General features: G+C 72.7%; 22 protein-coding genes. 15 read left to right on the top strand and 7 right to left on the bottom strand.

Annotated features, from left to right (window positions below):
- Positions 1–20 precede the first annotated feature (20 nt).
- Complete coding sequence (locus E0W78_RS01440; RefSeq protein ID WP_131402066.1) at positions 21–470, top strand: hypothetical protein; 450 nt, start codon at positions 21–23, stop codon at positions 468–470.
- 71 nt (positions 471–541) lie between these two features.
- On the opposite strand, the gene E0W78_RS01445 is transcribed toward E0W78_RS01440, so the two are convergent.
- Positions 542–1,480 (bottom strand): TauD/TfdA family dioxygenase, encoded by a 939-nt coding sequence (locus E0W78_RS01445; protein WP_131402067.1) that lies wholly within the window; start codon positions 1,478–1,480, stop codon positions 542–544.
- Between the two features lie 250 nt (positions 1,481–1,730).
- Between E0W78_RS01445 and E0W78_RS01450 the strand changes: the two genes are divergently transcribed.
- The 8 genes from E0W78_RS01450 to E0W78_RS01485 all read left to right on the top strand — a co-directional run bounded on the left by E0W78_RS01450 (position 1,731) and on the right by E0W78_RS01485 (position 10,697).
- Positions 1,731–2,543 carry an ABC transporter ATP-binding protein gene (locus E0W78_RS01450; protein ID WP_131402068.1) on the top strand — a complete coding sequence of 271 codons (813 nt, stop codon included), beginning with the start codon at positions 1,731–1,733 and terminating at the stop codon, positions 2,541–2,543.
- Positions 2,536–3,396 carry an ABC transporter permease gene (locus E0W78_RS01455; protein ID WP_131402069.1) on the top strand — a complete coding sequence of 287 codons (861 nt, stop codon included), beginning with the start codon at positions 2,536–2,538 and terminating at the stop codon, positions 3,394–3,396. Before E0W78_RS01450 ends, E0W78_RS01455 begins: the two co-directional genes overlap by 8 nt.
- A 33-nt stretch (positions 3,397–3,429) precedes the next feature.
- Complete coding sequence (locus tag E0W78_RS01460; protein ID WP_131402070.1) at positions 3,430–4,758, top strand: LLM class flavin-dependent oxidoreductase; 1,329 nt, start codon at positions 3,430–3,432, stop codon at positions 4,756–4,758.
- Positions 4,742–5,974 carry an MFS transporter gene (locus tag E0W78_RS01465; RefSeq protein WP_207392569.1) on the top strand — a complete coding sequence of 411 codons (1,233 nt, stop codon included), beginning with the start codon at positions 4,742–4,744 and terminating at the stop codon, positions 5,972–5,974. The genes E0W78_RS01460 and E0W78_RS01465 overlap by 17 nt, the downstream gene beginning before the upstream one ends.
- Before the next feature lie 20 nt (positions 5,975–5,994).
- Positions 5,995–7,050, top strand: coding sequence for an ABC transporter substrate-binding protein (locus tag E0W78_RS01470; protein WP_131402071.1), 1,056 nt, complete (start codon positions 5,995–5,997; stop codon positions 7,048–7,050).
- On the top strand, positions 7,047–7,547 hold the full coding sequence (locus E0W78_RS01475; protein ID WP_131402072.1) for a flavin reductase family protein: 501 nt from the start codon (positions 7,047–7,049) through the stop codon (positions 7,545–7,547). Before E0W78_RS01470 ends, E0W78_RS01475 begins: the two co-directional genes overlap by 4 nt.
- Before the next feature lie 52 nt (positions 7,548–7,599).
- Positions 7,600–8,037, top strand: a complete 438-nt coding sequence (locus E0W78_RS01480) for a hypothetical protein (RefSeq protein ID WP_131402073.1) — start codon at positions 7,600–7,602, stop codon at positions 8,035–8,037.
- Positions 8,038–8,183: 146 nt separating this feature from the next.
- On the top strand, positions 8,184–10,697 hold the full coding sequence (locus tag E0W78_RS01485; protein WP_131402074.1) for an ATP-dependent Clp protease ATP-binding subunit: 2,514 nt from the start codon (positions 8,184–8,186) through the stop codon (positions 10,695–10,697).
- Positions 10,698–10,937: 240 nt separating this feature from the next.
- Here the strand turns inward: E0W78_RS01485 and E0W78_RS01490 are convergent, their stop codons facing one another.
- Positions 10,938–11,831 carry an A/G-specific adenine glycosylase gene (locus E0W78_RS01490; protein ID WP_131402075.1) on the bottom strand — a complete coding sequence of 298 codons (894 nt, stop codon included), beginning with the start codon at positions 11,829–11,831 and terminating at the stop codon, positions 10,938–10,940.
- A 46-nt stretch (positions 11,832–11,877) separates the two neighbouring features.
- On the opposite strand from E0W78_RS01490, the gene E0W78_RS16385 reads away from it, so the two are divergent.
- Positions 11,878–12,702: a hypothetical protein gene (locus tag E0W78_RS16385; RefSeq protein WP_165570367.1), complete on the top strand. Its 825-nt coding sequence runs from the start codon at positions 11,878–11,880 to the stop codon at positions 12,700–12,702.
- Between the two features lie 3 nt (positions 12,703–12,705).
- On the opposite strand, the gene disA is transcribed toward E0W78_RS16385, so the two are convergent.
- Complete coding sequence (disA, locus tag E0W78_RS01500) at positions 12,706–13,797, bottom strand: DNA integrity scanning diadenylate cyclase DisA (protein WP_131402076.1); 1,092 nt, start codon at positions 13,795–13,797, stop codon at positions 12,706–12,708.
- A gap of 38 nt (positions 13,798–13,835) precedes the next feature.
- Complete coding sequence (radA, locus tag E0W78_RS01505; RefSeq protein ID WP_131402077.1) at positions 13,836–15,218, bottom strand: DNA repair protein RadA; 1,383 nt, start codon at positions 15,216–15,218, stop codon at positions 13,836–13,838.
- Between the two features lie 124 nt (positions 15,219–15,342).
- Here radA and E0W78_RS01510 point away from each other — a divergent pair, with 124 nt between their 5' ends.
- Positions 15,343–16,443, top strand: a complete 1,101-nt coding sequence (locus tag E0W78_RS01510; protein ID WP_131402078.1) for an S-(hydroxymethyl)mycothiol dehydrogenase — start codon at positions 15,343–15,345, stop codon at positions 16,441–16,443.
- On the top strand, positions 16,443–17,057 hold the full coding sequence (locus E0W78_RS01515; protein ID WP_131402079.1) for an MBL fold metallo-hydrolase: 615 nt from the start codon (positions 16,443–16,445) through the stop codon (positions 17,055–17,057). Before E0W78_RS01510 ends, E0W78_RS01515 begins: the two co-directional genes overlap by 1 nt.
- Here the strand turns inward: E0W78_RS01515 and E0W78_RS01520 are convergent.
- On the bottom strand, positions 17,054–17,692 hold the full coding sequence (locus E0W78_RS01520) for a VOC family protein (RefSeq protein ID WP_131402080.1): 639 nt from the start codon (positions 17,690–17,692) through the stop codon (positions 17,054–17,056). The genes E0W78_RS01515 and E0W78_RS01520 overlap by 4 nt on opposite strands.
- Before the next feature lie 88 nt (positions 17,693–17,780).
- Between E0W78_RS01520 and E0W78_RS01525 the strand changes: the two genes are divergently transcribed.
- The 3 genes from E0W78_RS01525 to E0W78_RS01535 all read left to right on the top strand — a co-directional run bounded on the left by E0W78_RS01525 (position 17,781) and on the right by E0W78_RS01535 (position 19,132).
- Positions 17,781–18,278, top strand: a complete 498-nt coding sequence (locus tag E0W78_RS01525) for a DUF2975 domain-containing protein (RefSeq protein WP_207392570.1) — start codon at positions 17,781–17,783, stop codon at positions 18,276–18,278.
- A complete protein-coding gene (locus E0W78_RS01530; RefSeq protein ID WP_131402081.1) occupies positions 18,278–18,484 on the top strand; it encodes a helix-turn-helix transcriptional regulator in 207 nt (68 codons plus the stop codon). The genes E0W78_RS01525 and E0W78_RS01530 overlap by 1 nt, the downstream gene beginning before the upstream one ends.
- A gap of 102 nt (positions 18,485–18,586) precedes the next feature.
- Positions 18,587–19,132, top strand: a complete 546-nt coding sequence (locus E0W78_RS01535) for a hypothetical protein (protein WP_131402082.1) — start codon at positions 18,587–18,589, stop codon at positions 19,130–19,132.
- Positions 19,133–19,324: 192 nt separating this feature from the next.
- Here the strand turns inward: E0W78_RS01535 and E0W78_RS01540 are convergent, their stop codons facing one another.
- Together E0W78_RS01540 and E0W78_RS16390 are read right to left on the bottom strand one after the other, a co-directional pair.
- On the bottom strand, positions 19,325–20,056 hold the full coding sequence (locus E0W78_RS01540; RefSeq protein WP_131402083.1) for a hypothetical protein: 732 nt from the start codon (positions 20,054–20,056) through the stop codon (positions 19,325–19,327).
- Between the two features lie 50 nt (positions 20,057–20,106).
- Complete coding sequence (locus E0W78_RS16390; RefSeq protein WP_165570368.1) at positions 20,107–20,460, bottom strand: STAS domain-containing protein; 354 nt, start codon at positions 20,458–20,460, stop codon at positions 20,107–20,109.
- Positions 20,461–20,496: the final 36 nt, after the last annotated feature.

Consider the following 20,496-nt stretch of genomic DNA (forward strand, 5'->3'; position numbering starts at 1 on the left):
CGCCGGAGGGGGAGGTGCCCATGCCGGTCGGACGTCGTCCGGGCCTCGGGGTCCTGGTCGTGGCGGTGATGGTGGTGACCGGCTGCTCCGGGCCGGGCGGTAGGGCGGACGGTCGGTCCGACCCGGTGACCCGGGCGCTCACCCCCACCCGGTCCGACGCGGCCGGCACCTGGGGCGACCCGACCGGCCCGCGGGCTCGCGGCGCGCTCGCGGCCGTGCTCGATCCCGCCGGGCCCGCGACCGTCCTCGACGGCTGCAACACCACCCGCTCGTCGTCTTGGCGGCTGCACTCGGACGGCACGCTCGTCCTCGCCGACGACGCGATCACGACCCTGATCGGCTGCCCGTGGCCGGTCCCGACGACGTTCCGGCTGGACGGTGCCGAGCTCGTGGGCGCGGCGGACGACGGCCGGACGTGGCGGGTCCGCCGCACGTCCGTCCTGCCGGTCGACCCGGACCGCCTCCGGTAGGGACCTCCCGTGGACGACCCGCACGCGACGCGGCCGGACCTCCCCCCAGGAGGTCCGGCCGGCTCGATGGGTCAGGCGACGTCGGAGAAGTGCGACGCGTCGCCCTGGCGAGTGCTGGACGGGATGCCGTCGACGCTGGCCGGCACGTCCCCGGCGATCGTGATGCGGTGCAGCAGGCGCTTCTGGTCGCCGTAGTCGGCGACGCCGTAGTGCTGCGTGGCGCGGTTGTCCCAGATCGCCACGTCGCCCGGCGACCAGCTCCAGCGCACGGTGTTCTCCAGCTGGGTGACCGCCCGCTGCAGCAGCTCGAACAGCGCGTCGGAGTCGCGGCTGCTCAGCCCGACTAGCCGCTTGACGAAGTGCCCGAGCACGAGCACGCGCTCGCCGGTCTCGGGGTGGATGCGCACGACCGGGTGCTCGGTCTCGAAGACCTGCGAGCGGAACTCGTCCCGGTAGGCCTGCTCCTTGACGTCGACGCCGCCGATGCGCTGCTCGTCGCGCTCGGCCACGTAGTCGTAGAGGTTGGTGTGCACGGCCCACAGCCGCTCGACGAGCGCCTTGAGCGCCGGGTGCAGGCCGGAGTACGCGGTGGCCGTGTTGGCCCAGACGGTGCTGCCGCCGTACGGGGGCAGCTCGATCGCGCGCAGGATGCTGATCGCCGGGATGCGGTCGACGAACGTGACGTCGGAGTGCCAGCTGTTGGCCTTGCCGTGCTCGGAGTCGATGGGCAGGACGGCCCCGGCCTCGCCTCGCACCGTCGGGTGCGGCGCCGTGGGCGTCCCCAGCAGGCTGGCGAACGCGTGCTGGCCGGCGTCGTCGAGGTGGTCCTGACCGCTCAGGAAGACGACCTTGTGCTCGAGCAGGGCCCGGCGCACCTCCGCGACCACCTCCGGAGCGAGGTCGCCGCCGAGGCGGACGCCCTCGATGCGGGCGCCGATGCGCTCGCCGGTGCGGTGGACGGCGACGTGCTCGTAGCCGGACGTCGTGGGTCGGGTCTCGGTGATGGTCATGCGGGACACCTCCGGTCGGATCGATGGGATGGCTCCACCGTCCGGGCCCGGCCGGGTGCGCCGACGACCGCTCGCTGCGTGAGACGGCGCCAGTGGGAAGGCTCCGGGCGCTATCCACGCGGGCCCGCGCGACTACGCCCCGCCCCCGGCGTCGTCCAGCCCGTCTCACGCGACGAGCAGGCCGCGGCGGACGCTGCCGGCTTCCTACGTTCGACGAGTCCGCAGAGCCGACTCGAACCAGGAGCCACCGATGTCCCAGCCCAAGCTCCGGCTGCGCGAGGTCCGCAAGGAGTTCGCCCACCGCGGCGACACCTTCGTCGCCCTCGCCGACGCCACCCTCGACGTCCGCCCCGGCGAGCTGCTCGCCGTGGTCGGGCCCAGCGGCTGCGGCAAGTCCACGCTGCTGGACCTGCTCGGCGGACTGACCACCCCGTCGTCCGGCGAGATCCTGCTGGACGGCCGACCGGTCACCGGCCCGGGCCTGGACCGCGGCATCGTGTTCCAGCAGTACGCGCTGCTGCCGTGGCGCACCGCGCAGGGCAACGTCGAGCTCGGCCTCGAGGCGAAGGGCCTGCCGCGCGCCGAGCGTCGCGAGACAGCGCGCCGCTTCCTCGACCTCGTCGGGCTCGGCGGCTTCGCCGACCGGTACCCGCACGAGCTGTCCGGTGGCATGAAGCAGCGGGTGGCCATCGCCCGCAGCCTGGCCTTCGAGCCGGACGTCCTGCTCATGGACGAGCCGTTCGCCGCGCTCGACGCCCAGACCCGCGAGTCGCTGCAGGACGAGCTGCTCCGGATCTGGCGCGCCACCGGCGCCACGATCGTCTTCATCACCCACGGCATCGACGAGGCCGTGTACCTCGGCCAGCGCGTGGCCGTCATGACGTCGCGGCCCGGCCGCATCAAGGCGGTGGTGGACGTCGACCTGGACGTCTCCGCCCCCGACGTCCGCTCCACCGACGCCTTCGGCGCCTACCGCCACCGGATCTGGAGCCTGCTGCAGGACGAGGTCGTCCGCGCCCAGCAGCACGAGCTCGCCCCTCGAGAGGACCTCGCCCATGTCTGACCTGCTCCTGCGCCAGCGCGCCCACGCCCGTCCCGCCGAGGCTCCGGCCGAGCCGGCCGTGCTCGTCCCGCCGCGGGCCGCCCACGCCGTCCGCCGGGCCGGACGCCTCGCGGTCGCCGTCGGCCTGCGGTCGGTCGCGGTCGTCGCCTTCCTGCTGCTGTGGGAGGTCGCGCCGCGGATCGGGCTGGTGGACCCGGTCTTCCTCCCGCCGCTCAGCGAGGTGCTCGCCACCACCCGCGACCTCGCGGCGTCGGGCCAGCTCGGCGAGCACGTGCGGGCCAGCCTGGTCCGCGCCGGCAGCGGCTTCGGCATCGCGGTGGTCGCGGCCATCCCGCTCGGCCTGCTCATCGGCTGGTACCGGACGGTCTCCACCGTCCTGAGCCCGATCCTGGAGGCGTTCCGGAACACGGCCGCCCTGGCGCTGCTGCCGGTGTTCGTGCTGGTGCTCGGCATCGGCGAGACGTCCAAGATCGCGTTGGTCGCGTTCGCGTCGTTCTTCCCGATCCTGCTGAACACGATCTCCGGCGTCCGCACCGTCGACCCGTTGCTCGTGCGGTCGGCCCGCTCGCTCGGGCTCTCCCCGCTGCGGCTGTTCCAGAAGGTGATCCTGCCGTCGGCCGTCCCGACCATCTTCACGGGCCTGCGCATGGCCGGCGCCGCGTCGGTGCTGGTGCTGGTCGCCGCCGAGATGATCGGCGCCCAGGCCGGGCTCGGCTATCTGATCAACGCCGCCCAGCTGAACTTCCAGATCCCCGAGATGTACGCCGGGATCCTCACGATCTCGGTCATCGGGATCGTCGTGAACTACGTCCTCCTGGCCGCCGAGCGCCGGTTCTCGCGCTGGCGCGCCTGACCCCTTCTTCCCACCTCGACGAGGAGCACTCCCATGCCCAAGCCCTTCCACCTCAACGCCTTCCTCATGGGCGTCGGCCACCACGAGGCCGCCTGGCGCCACCCGCGCACGAACGCCGCGGACGTGCTGGACGTGCGCCACTTCCAGCGCCTCGCGCAGGTCGCCGAGCGCGGCCGCCTGGACTCGATCTTCTTCGCCGACGGGCTGGCCGTCGGGCCGCGTGTGGCCCACAACGTCCAGCAGGTCTTCGAGCCGATCACCCTTCTGTCGGCCATCTCCGCCGTGACCGACCGCATCGGGCTCATCGCCACGGCGTCGACCAGCTACAACGACCCGTACACGCTGGCCCGCAAGTTCGCCTCGCTCGACCACCTCTCCGCCGGCCGGGGCGGCTGGAACATCGTCACGTCCGCTGGTGCGGCCGAGGCGGCCAACTACGGGCTCGACGGCACGCCCGAGCACGCCAAGCGGTACGCCCGTGCCGACGAGTTCGTCGAGGTCGTCGAGCGGCTCTGGGAGTCCTGGGACGCCGACGCCGTCGTGCTGGACGAGGAGGGCGGCTGGTTCACCCGGCCCGACAGCGTCCACGAGGTCGCCCACGAGGGGGAGCACTTCCGGGTCGCCGGACCGCTCAACGTGCCGCGGAGCCCGCAGGGCCGTCCGCTGCTCGTCCAGGCCGGCTCGTCCGAGGCCGGCAAGGAGTTCGCCGCCCGGTACGCCGAGGCCGTGTTCACCGCGCAGCGCACGATCGAGGAGGGCCGCGACTTCTACCGCGACCTCAAGGCCCGGCTCGCCGCGCACGGCCGCTCCGCCGACGAGCTCAAGGTGCTGCCCGGCATCGTCCCGTTCATCGCCGCCACCGAGGCCGAGGCGCGCGAGCTGGAGGAGGAGTTCACCCGGCTCATCTCGCCGGCCTACGCGCTCAGCCAGCTCTCGCAGATGCTCGGCGTCGAGCTGAGCGAGGCCGACCTGGACGGCCCGCTGCCGGCGCTGCCGGACGTGTCCAGCATCGAGACCAACAAGAGCCGCTTCGAGCTGGTGAAGGCGCTCGGCGCCGACGGACGCACCACGGTGCGTGAGGTCGTGGCCAAGCTCGGCGGCGGCCGCGGGCACCGGACGTTCGCCGGCACGCCCGAGCAGGTCGCCGACGACCTGGTCGCCTGGGTCGAGGGCGGCGCCGCCGACGGATTCAACGTCATGGCGCCCTACCTGCCCGGCGGCCTGGAGGTCTTCGTCGACGAGGTCGTCCCGATCCTGCAGGAGCGCGGCTACTTCCGCACCGAGTACGAGGCGACCACGCTGCGTGGCCACTACGGCCTGCTGGAGCCCGCCGAGCAGGACGAGCGTGCCGTCGTCGCCTGAGGTCGTCTCGTTGCGCTCGCTCGCGCCGACGGTCTACGTGCCGGCCGCGGTCTACGGGCTGGGGCAGGGCGCGGCCGCCCCGGTCATCGCGCTGACGGCGCGCGACCTGGGGGCGTCCGTCCCGCTCGCCGGCCTCATGGTCGCGTTGTGGGGCCTGGGCCAGGTGCTCGGCGACCTGCCCGCCGGTCGGTTCGTCGGACGGGTCGGCGAGCGGATCGCCATCGTCGCCGCCAGCGTCGTCGGCGGCGTGGGCGTGCTGCTGGCCCTCGTCGCGCCGCATGTCGGCGTGCTCGCGGTCGGCCTCGTGCTGACCGGCCTGGCGAACGCCGTGTGGGGCCTGGCGCGGATGAGCTACCTGTCCGAGGCGGTGCCGCTGGCCCGCCGGGCGCAGGCGATGTCGCTGTTCGGTGGCGCCATGCGTCTGGGTTTCTTCGTCGGCCCGCTGCTCGGGGCGGCCGTGATCGTCGCGGTCGGCACGCAGGGCGGCTTCGTCGTCCAGCTCGTCGCGATCGTCATGTCGGGCGCCCTCATGGCGCGGCTCCCGGACCCGCCGAGCCGCCGCGCTGTGTCCGTCGACGCCGTGCAGCGGCTCGGGCAGGTCGTCGCCCAGCACCGGCGCCTGCTGGTGACGCTGGGCACCGGGTCGTTGCTCATGGGCGCGGCCCGGGCGGCCCGCGACGCCGTGCTGCCGCTGTGGGGCGACCACCTCGGCCTGGAGGCGGCCACGGTCAGCCTGGTGTTCGGCCTCGGCGCCCTCGTGGACGTCGTGTGCTCCTACCCGGCCGGCTGGTTGATGGACCGGCACGGACGCGCCTGGGTCGCGGTGCCCTCGCTCGTCCTCATGGCCGTGGCCTACCTCGGGCTGCCGCTCGCGACCGGGCTGACCGGGTTCGTCGTCGCGGCCCTCGTGCTCGGCGTCGGGAACGGCCTCGGCAACGGCGTGATCATGACGCTCGGCGCCGACACCGCGCCGCCGGGCACCCGGGCCGAGTTCCTGGCCGCCTGGCGACTCACCCACGACCTCGGCTTCCTCGCCGGGCCGCTCGGCATCGCCGGTGCGGCCGCGACCGCCCCGCTCCTGGCGGCGCCGCTGAGCATGGCCGCCGTCGCCGGGGGCGGCGCGGTGCTCATGGCCCGCTACATCCCGCGCTACGCGGTCACCCCTGTCCGTCACCGACCCCTCGACCGGCCCGTGCCGGTCGTCCCCGAGTCCTGAAACCCACGAGGAGAGACACCATGTCCCTGCGATCCCTGACCAGGCCCGCGGCCGCCGCCGCGTCCGTCCTGCTGCTCGGAGCCCTCGCGGCCTGCGGCGGTGGTGCCGGCGCCACCGCGGCCGACGGCTCCACCACGCTGCGCTACCAAGGCACGCCCAGCGCCGTGCAGTTCCCCGAGCTGGCCGCGGACCTCGGCTACTTCGAGAAGGTCGAGCTGGAGTGGACGTCCGACACCACGAGCGGACCCACCAGCATCCAGAACGTCGCCACGGGCCAGAGCGACTTCGGCTCGGCCTTCAACGGCGCCGTGGTCAAGCTGGCCGACGCCGGCGCCCCGATCACCGCGGTGGTCGACAGCTACGGCGCGGACGACGAGACGTTCACCGGCTACTACTCGCTGGAGTCGTCGGACATCCGGACGGCCGAGGACCTCATCGGCAAGAAGGTCGGCATGAACACGCTCGGCGCCCACCACGAGTCGATCACCCGCGAGTGGCTGTCCCAGCAGGGTCTGAGCGAGGCCGAGATCGAGAAGGTCGAGCTCACCGTCGTGCCGCCGGTCAACACCGAGCAGGCGCTGCGCAAGGGGCAGATCGACGTCGCCGCGCTGGGCGGGCTGTTCCGCGACCAGGCGCTCTCCCGCGGCGGGCTGCGCCAGCTGTACGCCGACAAGGACCTGTACGACACGTTCAGCTACGGCACCTACGTCGTCCGCGACGACCTGCTGAAGAAGAACCCCGAGGCGGTGAAGGACTTCACCCAGGGCGTCGCCCGCGCCATCCGCTGGGCCCAGGTCACGCCGCGCGAGGAGGTCGTCGCGCGCTACAAGAAGATCATCACCGAGCGGGGCCGAGCCGGTGAGGACCCGTCGATCGCCGACTTCTACAAGAGCTCGGGCATCCCCGTGCCCGGCGGCGTCATCCAGGAGGACGAGATCAGCATCTGGGCCGACTGGCTCCAGCGGACCGGCCAGCTGGAGAACGACGACGTCGACGTGAAGGAGCTCTTCACCAACGAGTTCAACCCCTACGCGAACGGCGAGCTCGAGCCCGACGCGGGACCGGAGGCATCATGACGGCGACCGTCCAGCACACCCCCGACACCCGGCTCCAGCAGGACTTCCGGGCTGCGATGGGCAACGTCGCCGGCGGCGTCGTCGTGGCCACCACGCAGGACGAGCGGGGCCCGCACGGCACCACGGTGAGCGCCTTCACCTCGCTGTCGATCGAGCCGCCCATGGTGCTCGTCGCCCTGGACGTCCGCTCGTCCCTGCTCGACCGGCTGGGGGTGGGCAGCCCCCTGGGCGTCAACGTGCTGGCCGCCCACCAGGACCAGGTCGCCCTGCGGTTCGCGACGAAGGGCCATGACCGGTTCGCGGACGTCGGCTGGTCGTCCGACCACGGGGCGCCGGCCCTGGACGACCGCCACGCCTGGATCGCCGGCCGGGTCGCCCGGCTGGTCGAGGGCGGCGACCACGTCGTCGTGCTCGTGGACGTCGTGCACGCGGCGGCGGGGGAGCAGGCGCCGCTGACCTACTGGCAGCGGACCTTCGGGACGCACCACGCCTTCTAGCCCGGCCGGCGCCGATGGTGCGGCGCACGGCCCGGCTGAGCATGATGACGTCGTGCCCATGGATCGCGACTACCGCGGCGACGACGTCCCTGCCGCGGTCACCGAGGTGGACGCGGGACGCCGCAGCGTCTGGCGCGTCGCGCTGCTCGGCGCCCTGGCGCTGGCGGCCGTCTCCGCCGGGGTGGCGGCGTCGCGCGACCAGATGAGCGAGGACACGGCGGACGGATGGGTGCTCGGCATCCTGCTGATCGTGCTGCTGGTGCACCTGTGGGCGTCCCGGTGGCGCTGGTGGATGTCGGTGCCGCTGACCCTCCCGCCCGCCGTGCCGCTGATCGTCGGGGCCGTCGACGACACCGACCTCGGCACGTCCTGCGCCGTCGTGGCCGTCGGCGCCATGGTGGCGTCCGGGACGCTCGCCCTGTGCGCGGCGGCGGCGAACCGCTGGGGCCCGGTCGAGGGCAGCCGGCTCGACGCGTTCTGGCACCTCTAGCGGGCCACCGCGGACCCGCGTACGCCCACAGCGAACGCCGGAACACCGGCCCCTCGGTGACAGTTGGGTGACATAGGCGGGCACCAGGGGCGGCTCTGGAACGCCACCCATAGACTGACGAGACAAGCCCACCCAGAGGGGGACGCATGTTCGAGCGATTTACCGACCGGGCCCGCCGGGTCGTCGTGCTGGCGCAAGAAGAAGCCCGCATGCTCAGCCACAACTACATCGGCACCGAGCACATCCTCCTCGGCCTGATCCACGAGGGCGAAGGAGTCGCCGCCAAGGCGCTCGAGAGCCTCGACATCTCGCTCGAGGCGGTCCGGGGCCAGGTCGAGGACATCATCGGCCAGGGCCAGCAGGCGCCGAGCGGTCACATCCCGTTCACGCCGCGCGCCAAGAAGGTGCTCGAGCTGAGCCTGCGCGAGGCCCTGCAGCTCGGCCACAACTACATCGGCACCGAGCACATCCTGCTCGGCCTCATCCGCGAGGGCGAGGGCGTCGCCGCCCAGGTCCTCGTGAAGCTGGGCGCCGACCTCAACCGCGTCCGCCAGCAGGTCATCCAGCTGGTCAGCGGCTTCCAGGGCAAGGAGGCCGAGACCTCCGGTGCCCCCGCCGAGAACGCCCCGGCCACGTCCGCGGTGCTCGACCAGTTCGGCCGCAACCTCACGCAGGCGGCGCGCGAGTCCAAGCTCGACCCGGTCATCGGTCGCGAGAAGGAGATCGAGCGCGTCATGCAGGTGCTGAGCCGGCGCACCAAGAACAACCCGGTGCTCATCGGCGAGCCCGGCGTCGGCAAGACGACGGTCGTCGAGGGCCTGGCCCAGGACATCGTCCGTGGCGACGTGCCCGAGACGCTCAAGGACAAGCAGATCTACACGCTCGACCTGGGCGCCCTGGTGGCCGGCTCGCGCTACCGCGGTGACTTCGAGGAGCGCCTCAAGAAGGTGCTCAAGGAGATCCGCACCCGCGGCGACATCATCCTGTTCATCGACGAGATCCACACCCTCGTGGGTGCGGGTGCCGCCGAGGGCGCGATCGACGCCGCCAGCATCCTCAAGCCGATGCTGGCCCGCGGCGAGCTGCAGACCATCGGCGCCACGACGCTCGACGAGTTCCGCAAGCACTTCGAGAAGGACGCCGCGCTCGAGCGTCGCTTCCAGCCGATCCAGGTCGCCGAGCCGTCGATCGCCCACACGATCGAGATGCTCAAGGGCCTGCGCGACCGCTACGAGGCGCACCACCGCGTGACGATCACCGACGAGGCGCTCGTCGCGGCGGCGACGCTCGCCGACCGCTACGTGTCGGACCGTTTCCTGCCCGACAAGGCGATCGACCTGATCGACGAGGCCGGTTCCAGGCTCCGCATCCGTCGGATGACGGCTCCGCCGGACCTCAAGGAGTACGACGAGAAGATCGCCGACGTCCGCCGCCGCAAGGAGGGCGCGATCGACAGCCAGGACTTCGAGGCTGCTGCGTCCCTGCGCGACGAGGAGAAGAAGCTCATCGCGGCCAAGGCCGAGCGTGAGCGTCAGTGGAAGTCCGGCGACATGGACTCGGTGGCCGTGGTCGACGAGGAGCTCGTCGCCGAGGTCCTGGCCCTGGCGACCGGCATCCCGATCGTCAAGCTGACCGAGGAGGAGTCCAGCCGCCTGCTCAACATGGAGGACGAGCTCCACAAGCGGGTCATCGGCCAGGACGAGGCGGTCAAGGCCATCTCGCGCGCGATCCGTCGCACGCGGGCCGGGCTCAAGGACCCGCGTCGTCCGGGTGGATCGTTCATCTTCGCCGGCCCGTCCGGCGTCGGAAAGACCCACCTGTCCAAGGCGCTGGCGAACTTCCTGTTCGGTGACGAGGAGGCGCTCATCCAGCTCGACATGAGCGAGTACTCCGAGAAGCACACGGTCGCCCGTCTGTTCGGTGCTCCTCCCGGCTACGTCGGCTACGAGGAGGGCGGCCAGCTCACCGAGAAGGTGCGCCGCAAGCCGTTCTCGGTCGTGCTGTTCGACGAGGTCGAGAAGGCCCACCCGGACATCTTCAACTCGCTGCTGCAGATCCTGGAGGAAGGTCGCCTGACCGACTCCCAGGGCCGCATGGTCGACTTCAAGAACACCGTCATCATCATGACCACGAACCTCGGTTCGCGGGACATCGGCAAGGGCGTGAACCTGGGCTTCTCCCAGGCCAGCGACGTCGCCGGCTCGTACGAGCGCATGAAGGCGAAGGTGTCCGAGGAGCTCAAGCAGCACTTCCGTCCGGAGTTCCTCAACCGTGTCGACGAGGTCGTGGTGTTCCCGCCGCTGACCAAGGAGCAGATCATCGCGATGGTCGACCTCATGGTCGGCTCGCTCGAGGACCGGCTCAAGGACAAGGACATGGGCATCGAGCTCACCACCGCGGCGAAGGACCTCCTGGCCGCTCGTGGCTTCGACCCGGTGCTGGGTGCGCGACCGCTGCGCCGCACCGTCCAGCGCGAGATCGAGGACGTCCTGGCCGAGAAGATGCTCTTCGGCGAGGTGCGCGCCGGGCAGATCGTGCTCGTCGACGTGGAGGGCGAGGGCCCGACCGCGACGTTCACCTTCCGTGGCACGCCGAAGGCCGACCTGGAGCTCCCCGAGGTGCCGCCGGCCGTCGAGTCCGGCACCAGCAGCTCGGACTGAGTCCCGCCGCACGACGCCCCGCCCGGGTCCCCCGGGCGGGGCGTCGTCGCGTGTGGGGTCGTTCTGCGGGGGCCGGGTTTACCTGGGGCCCCAGGTAAACCCCACCGCCCCAGGTCTGCAGACCTGGGGCGGTCGAGCATTCCTGGGGCCGTGGACGTCCGGGACGCGGGGTGCCTCGTTCCGACCCCACGCGGCGGGCCCGGGACGCGGTCCGCGGCCGCCGCGGCTGACTTCGGTCGGTCAGCGGGGGAGCGCGAACAGGGTGTCGGTGACCGGCTCCACCAGGCCGTCCGCCACCAGGCCGTCCAGCGCCCGCTCGCGCTGGGCGTCGTCGGGCCACACCTCGTCCAGGCGTGCCTTGTCGACCGGACCCGGGGCGTCGCGCAGGACGGCGAGCAGTCGCCCACGGCACTGACGGTCGGTGCCCTCCCACGTCTGCGTCCGGCGGGCCGGGCCGTCGTGCTCGGGGTAGCCGCTCGCGCGCCAGCGGCACAGGTCGGCGACCGGGCAGGCGGCGCACGTCGGCGACGCGGCGGTGCAGACGATCGCGCCGAGCTCCATCGTCGAGGCCGCCCACACCGGTGCCCCGTCCTGAGGGAGCAGCTGCTCGGCCCGGCGGCGCTCCGCCGCGGTGACGGACGCCGGCGGGTACTGCTCGCCGCCGACGACGCGGGTGAGGACGCGCCGGACGTTCGTGTCGAGCACGGCGTGCCGGCCGCCGTAGGCGAAGGACGCGACCGCGGCCGCGGTGTACGCGCCCACCCCGGGCAGGGCGAGCAGCGCGTCGAGGTCGCGCGGCACCACACCGTCGTGACGCTCGACGATCGCCTGGGCCGCGGCGTGCAGGCGCAGCGCCCGCCGCGGGTACCCCAGGCGTCCCCACGCGCGCACCGCCTCACCGGCCGGCTCGGCCGCGAGGTCGGCGGGCTCCGGCCAGCGGCGGACCCACTGCTCGTAGACCGGCAGGACGCGGACGACGGGCGTCTGCTGCAGCATCAGCTCGGAGATCATGACGTGCCACGCGGTCGCGTCGTCGCGGCGCCACGGCAGGTCGCGCGCGGCGTGCGCGAACCAGTCGGCGAGCCGTTCGTGCAGCTCTGTGACGAGGGAGGCGGGGAACGCGGCGGCGGTCATGGCGCGTCGAGTCTGTCACGCCGGTCCCAGCGGTTACCGTACGGTCGTGAGTCGTCTGTCGCCTGCCATCTACTGGCGCCGGCGTCTGCTGGTGCTGGCGGCGGTGTTCCTGCTCGGCTGGGTGGTCAGCACCCTCGTCCAGGGCGACGACACCGAGTCCGCCGCCCCCGCGCCGCAGCCGTCCGCCCCCGCGACCTCGGACGCGCCGCAGACGCCCGCCACCTCGGCCACGCCCGACACCGCGCCGTCCCCGTCGCTGGACACCGCCGCCCAGGTGAGCGTGAGCTCGGCGGACGAGGAGTGCGACCCGTCGACCGTGCGCATCCAGCCCAGCGTGCCCCGCGGGCAGCAGGCCGGCGAGCAGCTCCGGGTCGACTTCGCGGTCAGCACGACCGCCGAGAAGCCGTGCACCCTGAAGGCCAAGGAGCGCCAGACGCTCGTCGTGGTCAGCTCCGGCGACTCCACCGTGTGGGACTCCAGCGTCTGCTCGAGCGCCGTCATCGCCGCGCCCGTCCGGCTGTCGCCGGGCTGGGTCACCCTGGCCCGCGGCGCCGCCGGCAACCTCTCCGAGAGCGCGTGCGCGCGCGGCTACGGCTTCCGCTACGCCGGCACGTTCCAGGTGCGGGCGGCGCTGCTCGGCGGCGAGCCGTCCGAGGCGACCTTCCGGCTCGGCGGCCTGACGAAGGCCCAGGCCGACGCGAAGGCCCGGGCCGAGGCGCGCAAGAAGGCGCTGGCGGAGAAGAAGGCCAAGGAGGAGCGCCGCAAGGCGCGGGCCGAGCAGAAGAAGGCCGAGCAGGAGGCGAAGCGCATCGCGGAGGAGCGTCGTCGGGCCGCCCAGGCGACGCCGAGCGTCACCCCGCCGGCGGGCTGAGCCTCAGACGTACCGCTCGAGGATGCTGGACTCCGCCAGGCGGGACAGCCCCTCGCGGACGCTGCGGGCCCGCAGGTCGCCGACGCCCTCGACGATCTGCAGGTCCTCCATGCTGGCCGCCAGCAGCTTCTGCAGGGAGCCGAAGTGGTCGACCAGGCGGTCGACGACGGTGCCGGGCAGGCGCGGGACGCGCGCGAGCAGGCGGAAGCCGCGTGGCGCGAGCGCGTTGTCGAGCGAGTCCTCGGTGCCGATGCGCATGGCGCGGGCGACCTTGCCCAGGTCGACCAGGGCGCTGGAGTCGATGGCCGCCATCTCGGTCAGCACGTCCTCGGTGCTGCGGCTGCGGCGTCCGCTCGGCTGGTAGTCGCGCACGAGCAGCTCGCGCTCGGTGTCGACGCCACTGATGAGCTCCTCGAGCTGCAGGGCGAGCAGGCGGCCGTCGGTGCCGAGCTCCAGCACGTACGTGTCGATCTCGCCGGCGATGCGGCTGACCATCTCCAGGCGCTGGGCGACCGCGGCGACGTCGCGGACGGTGACGAGGTCCTCGATCTCGAGCGCGGACAGCGCGTCGGTGACCTCGTCGAGGCGGGTGCGGTAGCGCTCGAGCGTGGCCAGGGCCTGGTTGGCCCGGGCGATGACGACGCTGGCGTCCTCGAGCACGTAGCGGGTGTCGTCGAGGTAGAGCGCGATGATGTGCATCGAGGCCGACACCGAGATGACCGGGACGCCCGTCTGACGGGCCACGCGGTCGGCGGTGCGGTGACGCGTGCCGGACTCCTCGGTGGGGATCGACGGGTCGGGCATGAGGTGCACGGCGGCCCGGATGATGCGGCTGGCGTCCTTGTCGAGGATGATCGCGCCGTCCATCTTGGCCAGCTCGCGCAGGCCGGTGGCGGTGAACGGCACGTCGAGCGCGAACCCACCGGTGGACAGCGCCTCGACCTGGCGGTCGCCGCCCACGACCACGAGCGCACCGGTGCGACCACGCAGGATGCGCTCCAGCCCCTCGCGCAGCGCGGTGCCGGGGGCGACGGCGGCGAGGGTGGCGCGCAGGCGGGCCTCGGTGGCGTCGCCGGTGCGGTCAAGGGTTGCCATGGGCGGGGCCTTTGCTGACGTGCGTGGGTCGGTCGGGGTCAGTCTAGGGCGCGCAGCCTCGGCGCCGGTGCCGTAGCGAGAACTCCGAGAGCCTGCTCCACCGAGCTCACCGTGAGGGTGGTCATGCCGGGCACGTCGGGACGCAGCCCGCCGGCCGGGACGACCGCTCGCCGGAAGCCGATGCGGGCCGCCTCGCGCAGCCGCGTCTCGAGGCTGGCGACCGGTCGGACCTCGCCGGCCAGGCCGACCTCGCCGAGCACGACGACGTCCGAGGGGACGGTGAGGCCGCTGACGCCGGAGGCCGCCGCGAGGGCGAGCGCGAGGTCGACGGCCGGCTCGGCGAGCCGGGCGCCGCCGACCGTGGCGGCGTAGAAGTCCTGCTTGCCCAGCGGCATGCCGCAGTGCTTGGTGAGGACGGCCAGGATCATCGCCATGCGCGAGGAGTCGACGCCGGACGTCGTGCGCCGCGGCGACGGCGCGTTCGTCTCGACGGTGAGCGCCTGCACCTCGGCGAGCAGCGCGCGGCGTCCCTCGAGCGTCACCGTGACGCAGGTGCCCGGCACGGGCTGGGCGTGCCGCGACACGAACAGCCCGGTGGGGTCGGGCACCTCGACCAGACCGCCGTCGCCGAGGTCGAAGCAGCCGATCTCGTCGACCGGGCCGAACCGGTTCTTGATCGCGCGCAGCAGGCGCAGGCGCGAGTGCCGGTCGCCCTCGAACTGCAGCACGACGTCGACCAGGTGCTCGAGCACGCGCGGACCGGCGACCGAGCCGTCCTTGGTGACGTGGCCGACGAGCAGGGTGCCGATGTTCTCGCGCTTGGCCAGCTGGATGACCGCGGACGCGACCTCGCGCACCTGGGTGACGCCACCGGGCACGCCCTCGACGTCGGACGAGCCGATGGTCTGCACCGAGTCGACGATGAGCAGCGTCGGGCCGACCTGCTCGACGTGGGTCAGCAGCGCCCCGAGGTCGGTCTCGGCGGCCAGGTAGAGCTCGTCGTGCACCGCGCCGGTGCGCTCGGCGCGCAGCCGCACCTGGGCCGCGGACTCCTCGCCCGAGACGTACAGGACGCGCTCGCCGGTGCGGGCCCAGCGAGCCGCCGTCTCGAGCAGCAGCGTGGACTTGCCGACGCCGGGCTCGCCGGCCAGCAGCAGCACCGCGCCGGGCACCATGCCGCCGCCGAGCACGCGGTCGAGCTCGGTGAGGCCGGTGGTGACCGCCGCGGACGCCTCGACGTCGATCTGCGAGATCGGCCGGGCCGGGCTGCTCACCGGGGCGGCCTTGGTGCGGACGGCCGGCTGGGCGCCCTGGACGTCGACCGTGCCCCAGGCCTGGCACTCGCCGCAGCGGCCGACCCACTTGGGCGTCGTCCACCCGCACTCGGCGCAGACGTAGGTCGGTCGAGCGGTCTTGGCCATGGGCGCCACCCTAGGTCGTCGCACCGACAGGACCGGCACCGTGCTGCGCGCCGGGCTCGTCGTTAGCCTGGCAAGCGGGGGAGGAGCACCGCCCCCGACCCGCCGACAGGAACGAGGCAGCAGCATGCAGCAGGTCAAGGCCGTCGTGGTCAAGCGCAAGGACGCCCCCGTGGAGCTCGTCACGATCAACGTCCCGGACCCGGGCCCGGGCGAAGCGGTGGTGAAGATCCAGACCTGCGGGGTGTGCCACACCGACCTGCACTACAAGCAGGGCGGCATCAACGACGAGTTCCCGTTCCTGCTCGGCCACGAGGCCGCGGGCGTCGTCGAGGCGGTCGGTCCGGACGTCACCGGCGTCGCGCCGGGTGACTTCGTCGTCCTCAACTGGCGCGCGGTGTGCGGCGAGTGCCGGGCGTGCAGGCGCGGCGACCTGCAGTACTGCTTCAACACCCACAACGCGACGCAGCGGATGACGCTCGAGGACGGCACCGAGCTCACGCCCGCCCTAGGCATCGGCGCCTTCGCCGAGAAGACCCTCGTCGCCGCCGGCCAGTGCACGAAGGTCGACCCCGAGGCCCGCGCGGCCGCCGTCGGCCTGCTCGGCTGCGGCGTCATGGCCGGCATCGGCGCGGCGATCAACACTGGTGCGCTCACCCGCGGACGCAGCGCGGCGGTGATCGGCTGCGGCGGCGTCGGCGTGGCCGCGGTGGCGGGCGCGGCGCTGGCGGGCGCGAGCCCGGTCATCGCGGTCGACATCGACGCCAAGAAGCTCGAGAAGGCCCGCGAGCTGGGCGCCACCCACGTCGTCGACTCCTCGCAGGAGGATCCGGTCGAGGCGATCAAGCGCATCTGCGCCGAGACGTACGAGGGCGCCGAGGGCGCGGACGTCGTGATCGAGGCGGTCGGACGTCCCGAGACCTGGAAGCAGGCGTTCTACGCGCGCGACCTGGCCGGCGTCCTCGTGCTCGTGGGCGTCCCGACGCCGGACATGGCCGTGCCCGAGATCCCGCTCATCGACGTCTTCGGACGCGGCGGGGCGCTCAAGTCCAGCTGGTACGGCGACTGCCTGCCGTCGCGCGACTTCCCGATGCTGGTCGACCTGTACCGCCAGGGCCGGCTCGACCTGGACGCGTTCGTCACCGAGGAGGTCGGCCTGGACGACGTCGAGGCGTCGTTCGAGCGGATGCACCACGGCGACGTGCTGCGCTCGGTGGTGGTGCTCTGATGGCGGCGCGCCTCGACCACGGCGTCGTCTCGGGCACGTTCAGCCTGGACGGCGAGACGTTCGACGTCGACAACAACGTCTGGGTGGTCGGTGACGACGCCGAGTGCGTGGTCGTCGACGCCCCGCACGACGTCGACGCGATCATGGCGGTCGTCGGCGACCGGGCCGTGCGGGCGATCGTCTGCACCCACGCCCACGACGACCACGTGCGTGTGGCTCCGGCGCTGCGCGAGCGCACCGGGGCGCCGATCCTGCTGCACCCCGACGAGCGTCCGCTGTGGGAGCTGACCCACGGCACCGACGTCGCGTGGGACGCCGACCTGGTCGACGGGCAGGTGCTCGAGATCGCCGGCACCCGCCTGCAGGTGCTGCACACGCCGGGCCACGCACCGGGCGCGGTGTGCCTCTACGCGCCCGACCTCGGCTGCGTGCTCACCGGAGACACCCTGTTCCAGGGCGGCCCGGGTGCGACCGGCCGCTCGTTCTCGGACCGGTCCACGCTCGAGGCGTCCATCCGCGCCAGCCTGTTCGTGCTGCCGGACGACACGGTGGTGCACACCGGCCACGGCGACGACACGACGATCGGCGCCGAGAAGGCCGGGCTGGACGGCTAGAGCCGCACCTCGCCCGAGGGGGTGCGCAGGCGGGCTGCCTGGATGCCGGGCAGCCCGTTCGGCGCCACCCACTCGACGGCGATCTCCTCGAGCGCGTCCAGCGCCGGCTCGCCGAGCCAGCCGGTGACGCGCTCGGGGGAGCCGGCGATCTCGAGCGCGAGCAGCTCGGCCTGCGGCTGGCCGTCGCGCGAGGGGTGCTCGTCGGCCGGGCTCTCCCAGCTCACGACGAACGGCAGCTGCGGGTCGGCGGTGGTGCCGCGGACGCCGATCTGCTGCCACTGCAGGTTGTAGCCGTCCGGACGGTGCCGGTTGCCGGGCACCGCGTGACGTCCGATGCGCTGCTCGACCGGCTTGATGTCGTCGACCGCGACGACCCAGCCGAGCCAGCCGCCGCCGGCCTCGGAGCGGGCCCGCACGGCCTGCCCGAACGGCGCCTTGTCGGACGCGGGGTGGTCGAGCACCTCCACGACCTCCACGTAGTGGCCGTGGGCCAGCGGGAGGATCGCGTTGCGGGTGCCGAAGCGGGGGTGGACGCCGCCGTCGACGAACGTCACGCCGAGCTGCTCGGCAAGGCGGGCCGTGGTGGCGGCGAGTCCGTCGGGTCCGGCGGCGAACGACAGGTGGTCCAGGCGCATGCAGACATGGTGACCTGCGTCATCCGGGTTCCGGAACTCAGGTCCGCCTTGTCTTGACATTCGGTAGGAATCTATCGAAACTCGATACATGACGTTCTTGCCTCGCTTCGTGGTGCTCGCCCTGCGCGTGCTGCTCGCGCTCACCCTCGTCGGCCTCGTGCTCGGGCTGGTGATGTCCGTGCCCGGCCAGATCTTCGGCGGCCCGGACGACGGCGACCTGAGCCCGGTGCGCTGGCCGGTGTTCCTGGCGCTCGAGGTCGGCGTCCTGTGCCTCATGGTGATCGTCGTGTGCACCTGGCGGCTGCTGTCGATGGTGCAGGCCGACCGGATCTTCAGCCGCGACGCCTTCCGCTGGGTCGACGCGATCGTGTGGGCTGCGGTCGGTGGCTGGCTGTGCATGGTGACCATCGCCGGCACCGTGGGCGTCTTCCTGTACGTCACGCCGGAGCTGCGTGACCCGGGGCTGCCGCTGCTGCTCGGCGGGCTGTCGGTCGCGTCCGGTGGCGTGGTGCTGCTGCTCGTCGTGATGCGGGCCCTGCTGTGCCAGGCGACGACGCTGCGCTCGGACATGGACGCGGTGATCTGATGGCGATCGTCGTGCGGCTCGACGTCGAGCTGGCGAAGCGCAAGATGAGCGTGGGCGAGTTCGCCGACGCGGTCGGACTGACGCCGGCCAACGTCGCGGTGCTCAAGAACGGACGTGCCAAGGCCGTCCGGTTCAGCACGCTCGAGGCGATCTGCCGCGTCCTGGACTGCCAGCCCGGCGACATCCTCGAGCACGTCCCTGACTGAGGGACTGGTTTACCACGGCTGGGGAGATGTGCAATACCAAAAGGTTCCGAGACTAGTCAAGACATCTACGTGACTTCTCAGGAAGTTTTTCGTTAGTCCGGTATGAGCAACCACGGAAACACCACCCGGCACGACCACGACACGAGGCGCGCCAACCCGATGGGGGCTTACGTCACCACCGTCGGCGCGCTGATCTTCCTGATCGCCACCTTCCTGGCCTGGATCCAGACCGACGACAAGAGCTTCAGCGGCTACGAGGCCGATACCGTCATCCCGTTCACCGCGTACCTGGGCATCGGCTTCGCCGCCGCCCTGCTGTACGCCGCCAAGCGTGCGACGCGTCGCCAGCACCGCGGGCTCTCGCTGTCCTCGATGGCGGCCGGCATCGCCGCCACGGGCCTGGCCCTGTCCTACCTGTTCGAGGTTCCCGGCGGAGCCGAGCGCAAGGCCGGCTTCGACACCGAGATCGGCGTGTACGTCGGTCTGGTCGGGGCCCTGGTCTGGGCCATCGGCTCGTTCCTGCTGGCCAAGGAGCCGGAGGGTGACATCGAGCGCACGCACGTCGACACCCACGTCGACGCCCGGGGCACGACGCACGCCACCGAGCACCACGGCGACCACCGTTCGACCGGCACCGCCGGCAACTGACCTCGGTCCCACGAAGGACGCCTGCCTCTCGGGGCAGGCGTCCTTCGCGCGTCCAGCCCTCCACCGTCGGGTGGTCCCGTTCCCGCTGAGTGTGACGTTTCGGGGGTGAGATCAGCTGATTGAGGCCCGAAACGTCACACTCAGCGCGAAGGGGAGCCAGCACCCGGGGTGAGGGCCCCCGGTGAGGAGGGCTCAGTCGGCGGGGTGGGGCTGCGGGCGGCCGGCCTCGACGAAGGCATCGCAGTGCCGGACGAGCTCGGCGTAGCCCGCCTCGCCCATCATCGCCACGAGCTCGTCGCGGCTGGCCAGGTAGACCGGCACCGGCGAGACGTGCGCCTCGGTGTTGGACGAGCAGTACCAGTCCAGGTCGGCGCCGCCCGGACCCCAGCCGGCGCGCGTGTACTCGCCGATGGACGTCTCGGTGTACGTCGACCCGTCGCCGCGGTCGACCTCGCGGAACTGGCGTCGCAGCGGCAGCTGCCAGCACACGTCCGGCTTGGTCTCGACGAACGAGCGTCCCTCGGCCACGGCCAGGTGGTGCAGCGCGCAGCCGTACCCGCCGGGGAAGTCGGCGTCGTTGTGGAACACGCAGGCGCCGTCGGCCACGCGGGTCTTGAGGTCGCCCTCGTCGTCCAGCTCGGTCCAGCCGCCCTCGAAGAACGGGCGTCGCTGCCACAGGTCGTCGGTCAGCCGGGCCACGTGGCCGGCGACGCGCTCGTGGTCCTCGTCGCCGGAGAAGTGCGCGCCGAGCGTGCAGCAGCCGGTCGAGGGGGACGAGCGGTAGATGCCGTGGCAGCCGCCGCCGAAGATGCAGGTCCAGCGCGAGGTCAGCCACGTGAGGTCGCAGTGGAAGACCTCGTCGGCGTCGTCGGGGTTCACGAAGTCGACCCAGGCGCGGGGGACCACCAGGTCGATCTCGGGCATGGGACGAGCCTAGGCGCGGCGCACCGACGCGCGCCGCGCGGGCGAGCGGGTCAGGCGGCGACCGGCTCGGGGTCCGGCTCGCTGCCCATGGCCGGGACGTGGACGTTGAGCGTCTGCTGCAGCCCGGTGAGCAGGAAGACCCGCAGGACGCGCGGCTCGGAGCCGACGATGGACAGGACGCGGCCGCCCGAGGCGAGCAGCTGGGACACCGAGACGAAGACGCGCAGGCCGGCGGCGTCCAGGAACGTGAGCTGACGCAGGTCGATGACCATGTCGCGTCCGGACTGGCCGACCTCGGCGGTGAGGAACGCGGCGAGCGGGTCGGACGAGGCGATGTCGAGGTCGCCGGCGACGGCGACCGTGGAGGACTGCGGGGTGTGGTCGAGAACGATGGCGAGAGCCATGGGAACCTCCGGCCGGCAGGCGCACTCAGCTCTGGC

Origin of the sequence: Aeromicrobium sp. IC_218, assembly GCF_004336805.1 — a bacterium.
GTDB lineage: Bacteria > Actinomycetota > Actinomycetes > Propionibacteriales > Nocardioidaceae > Aeromicrobium.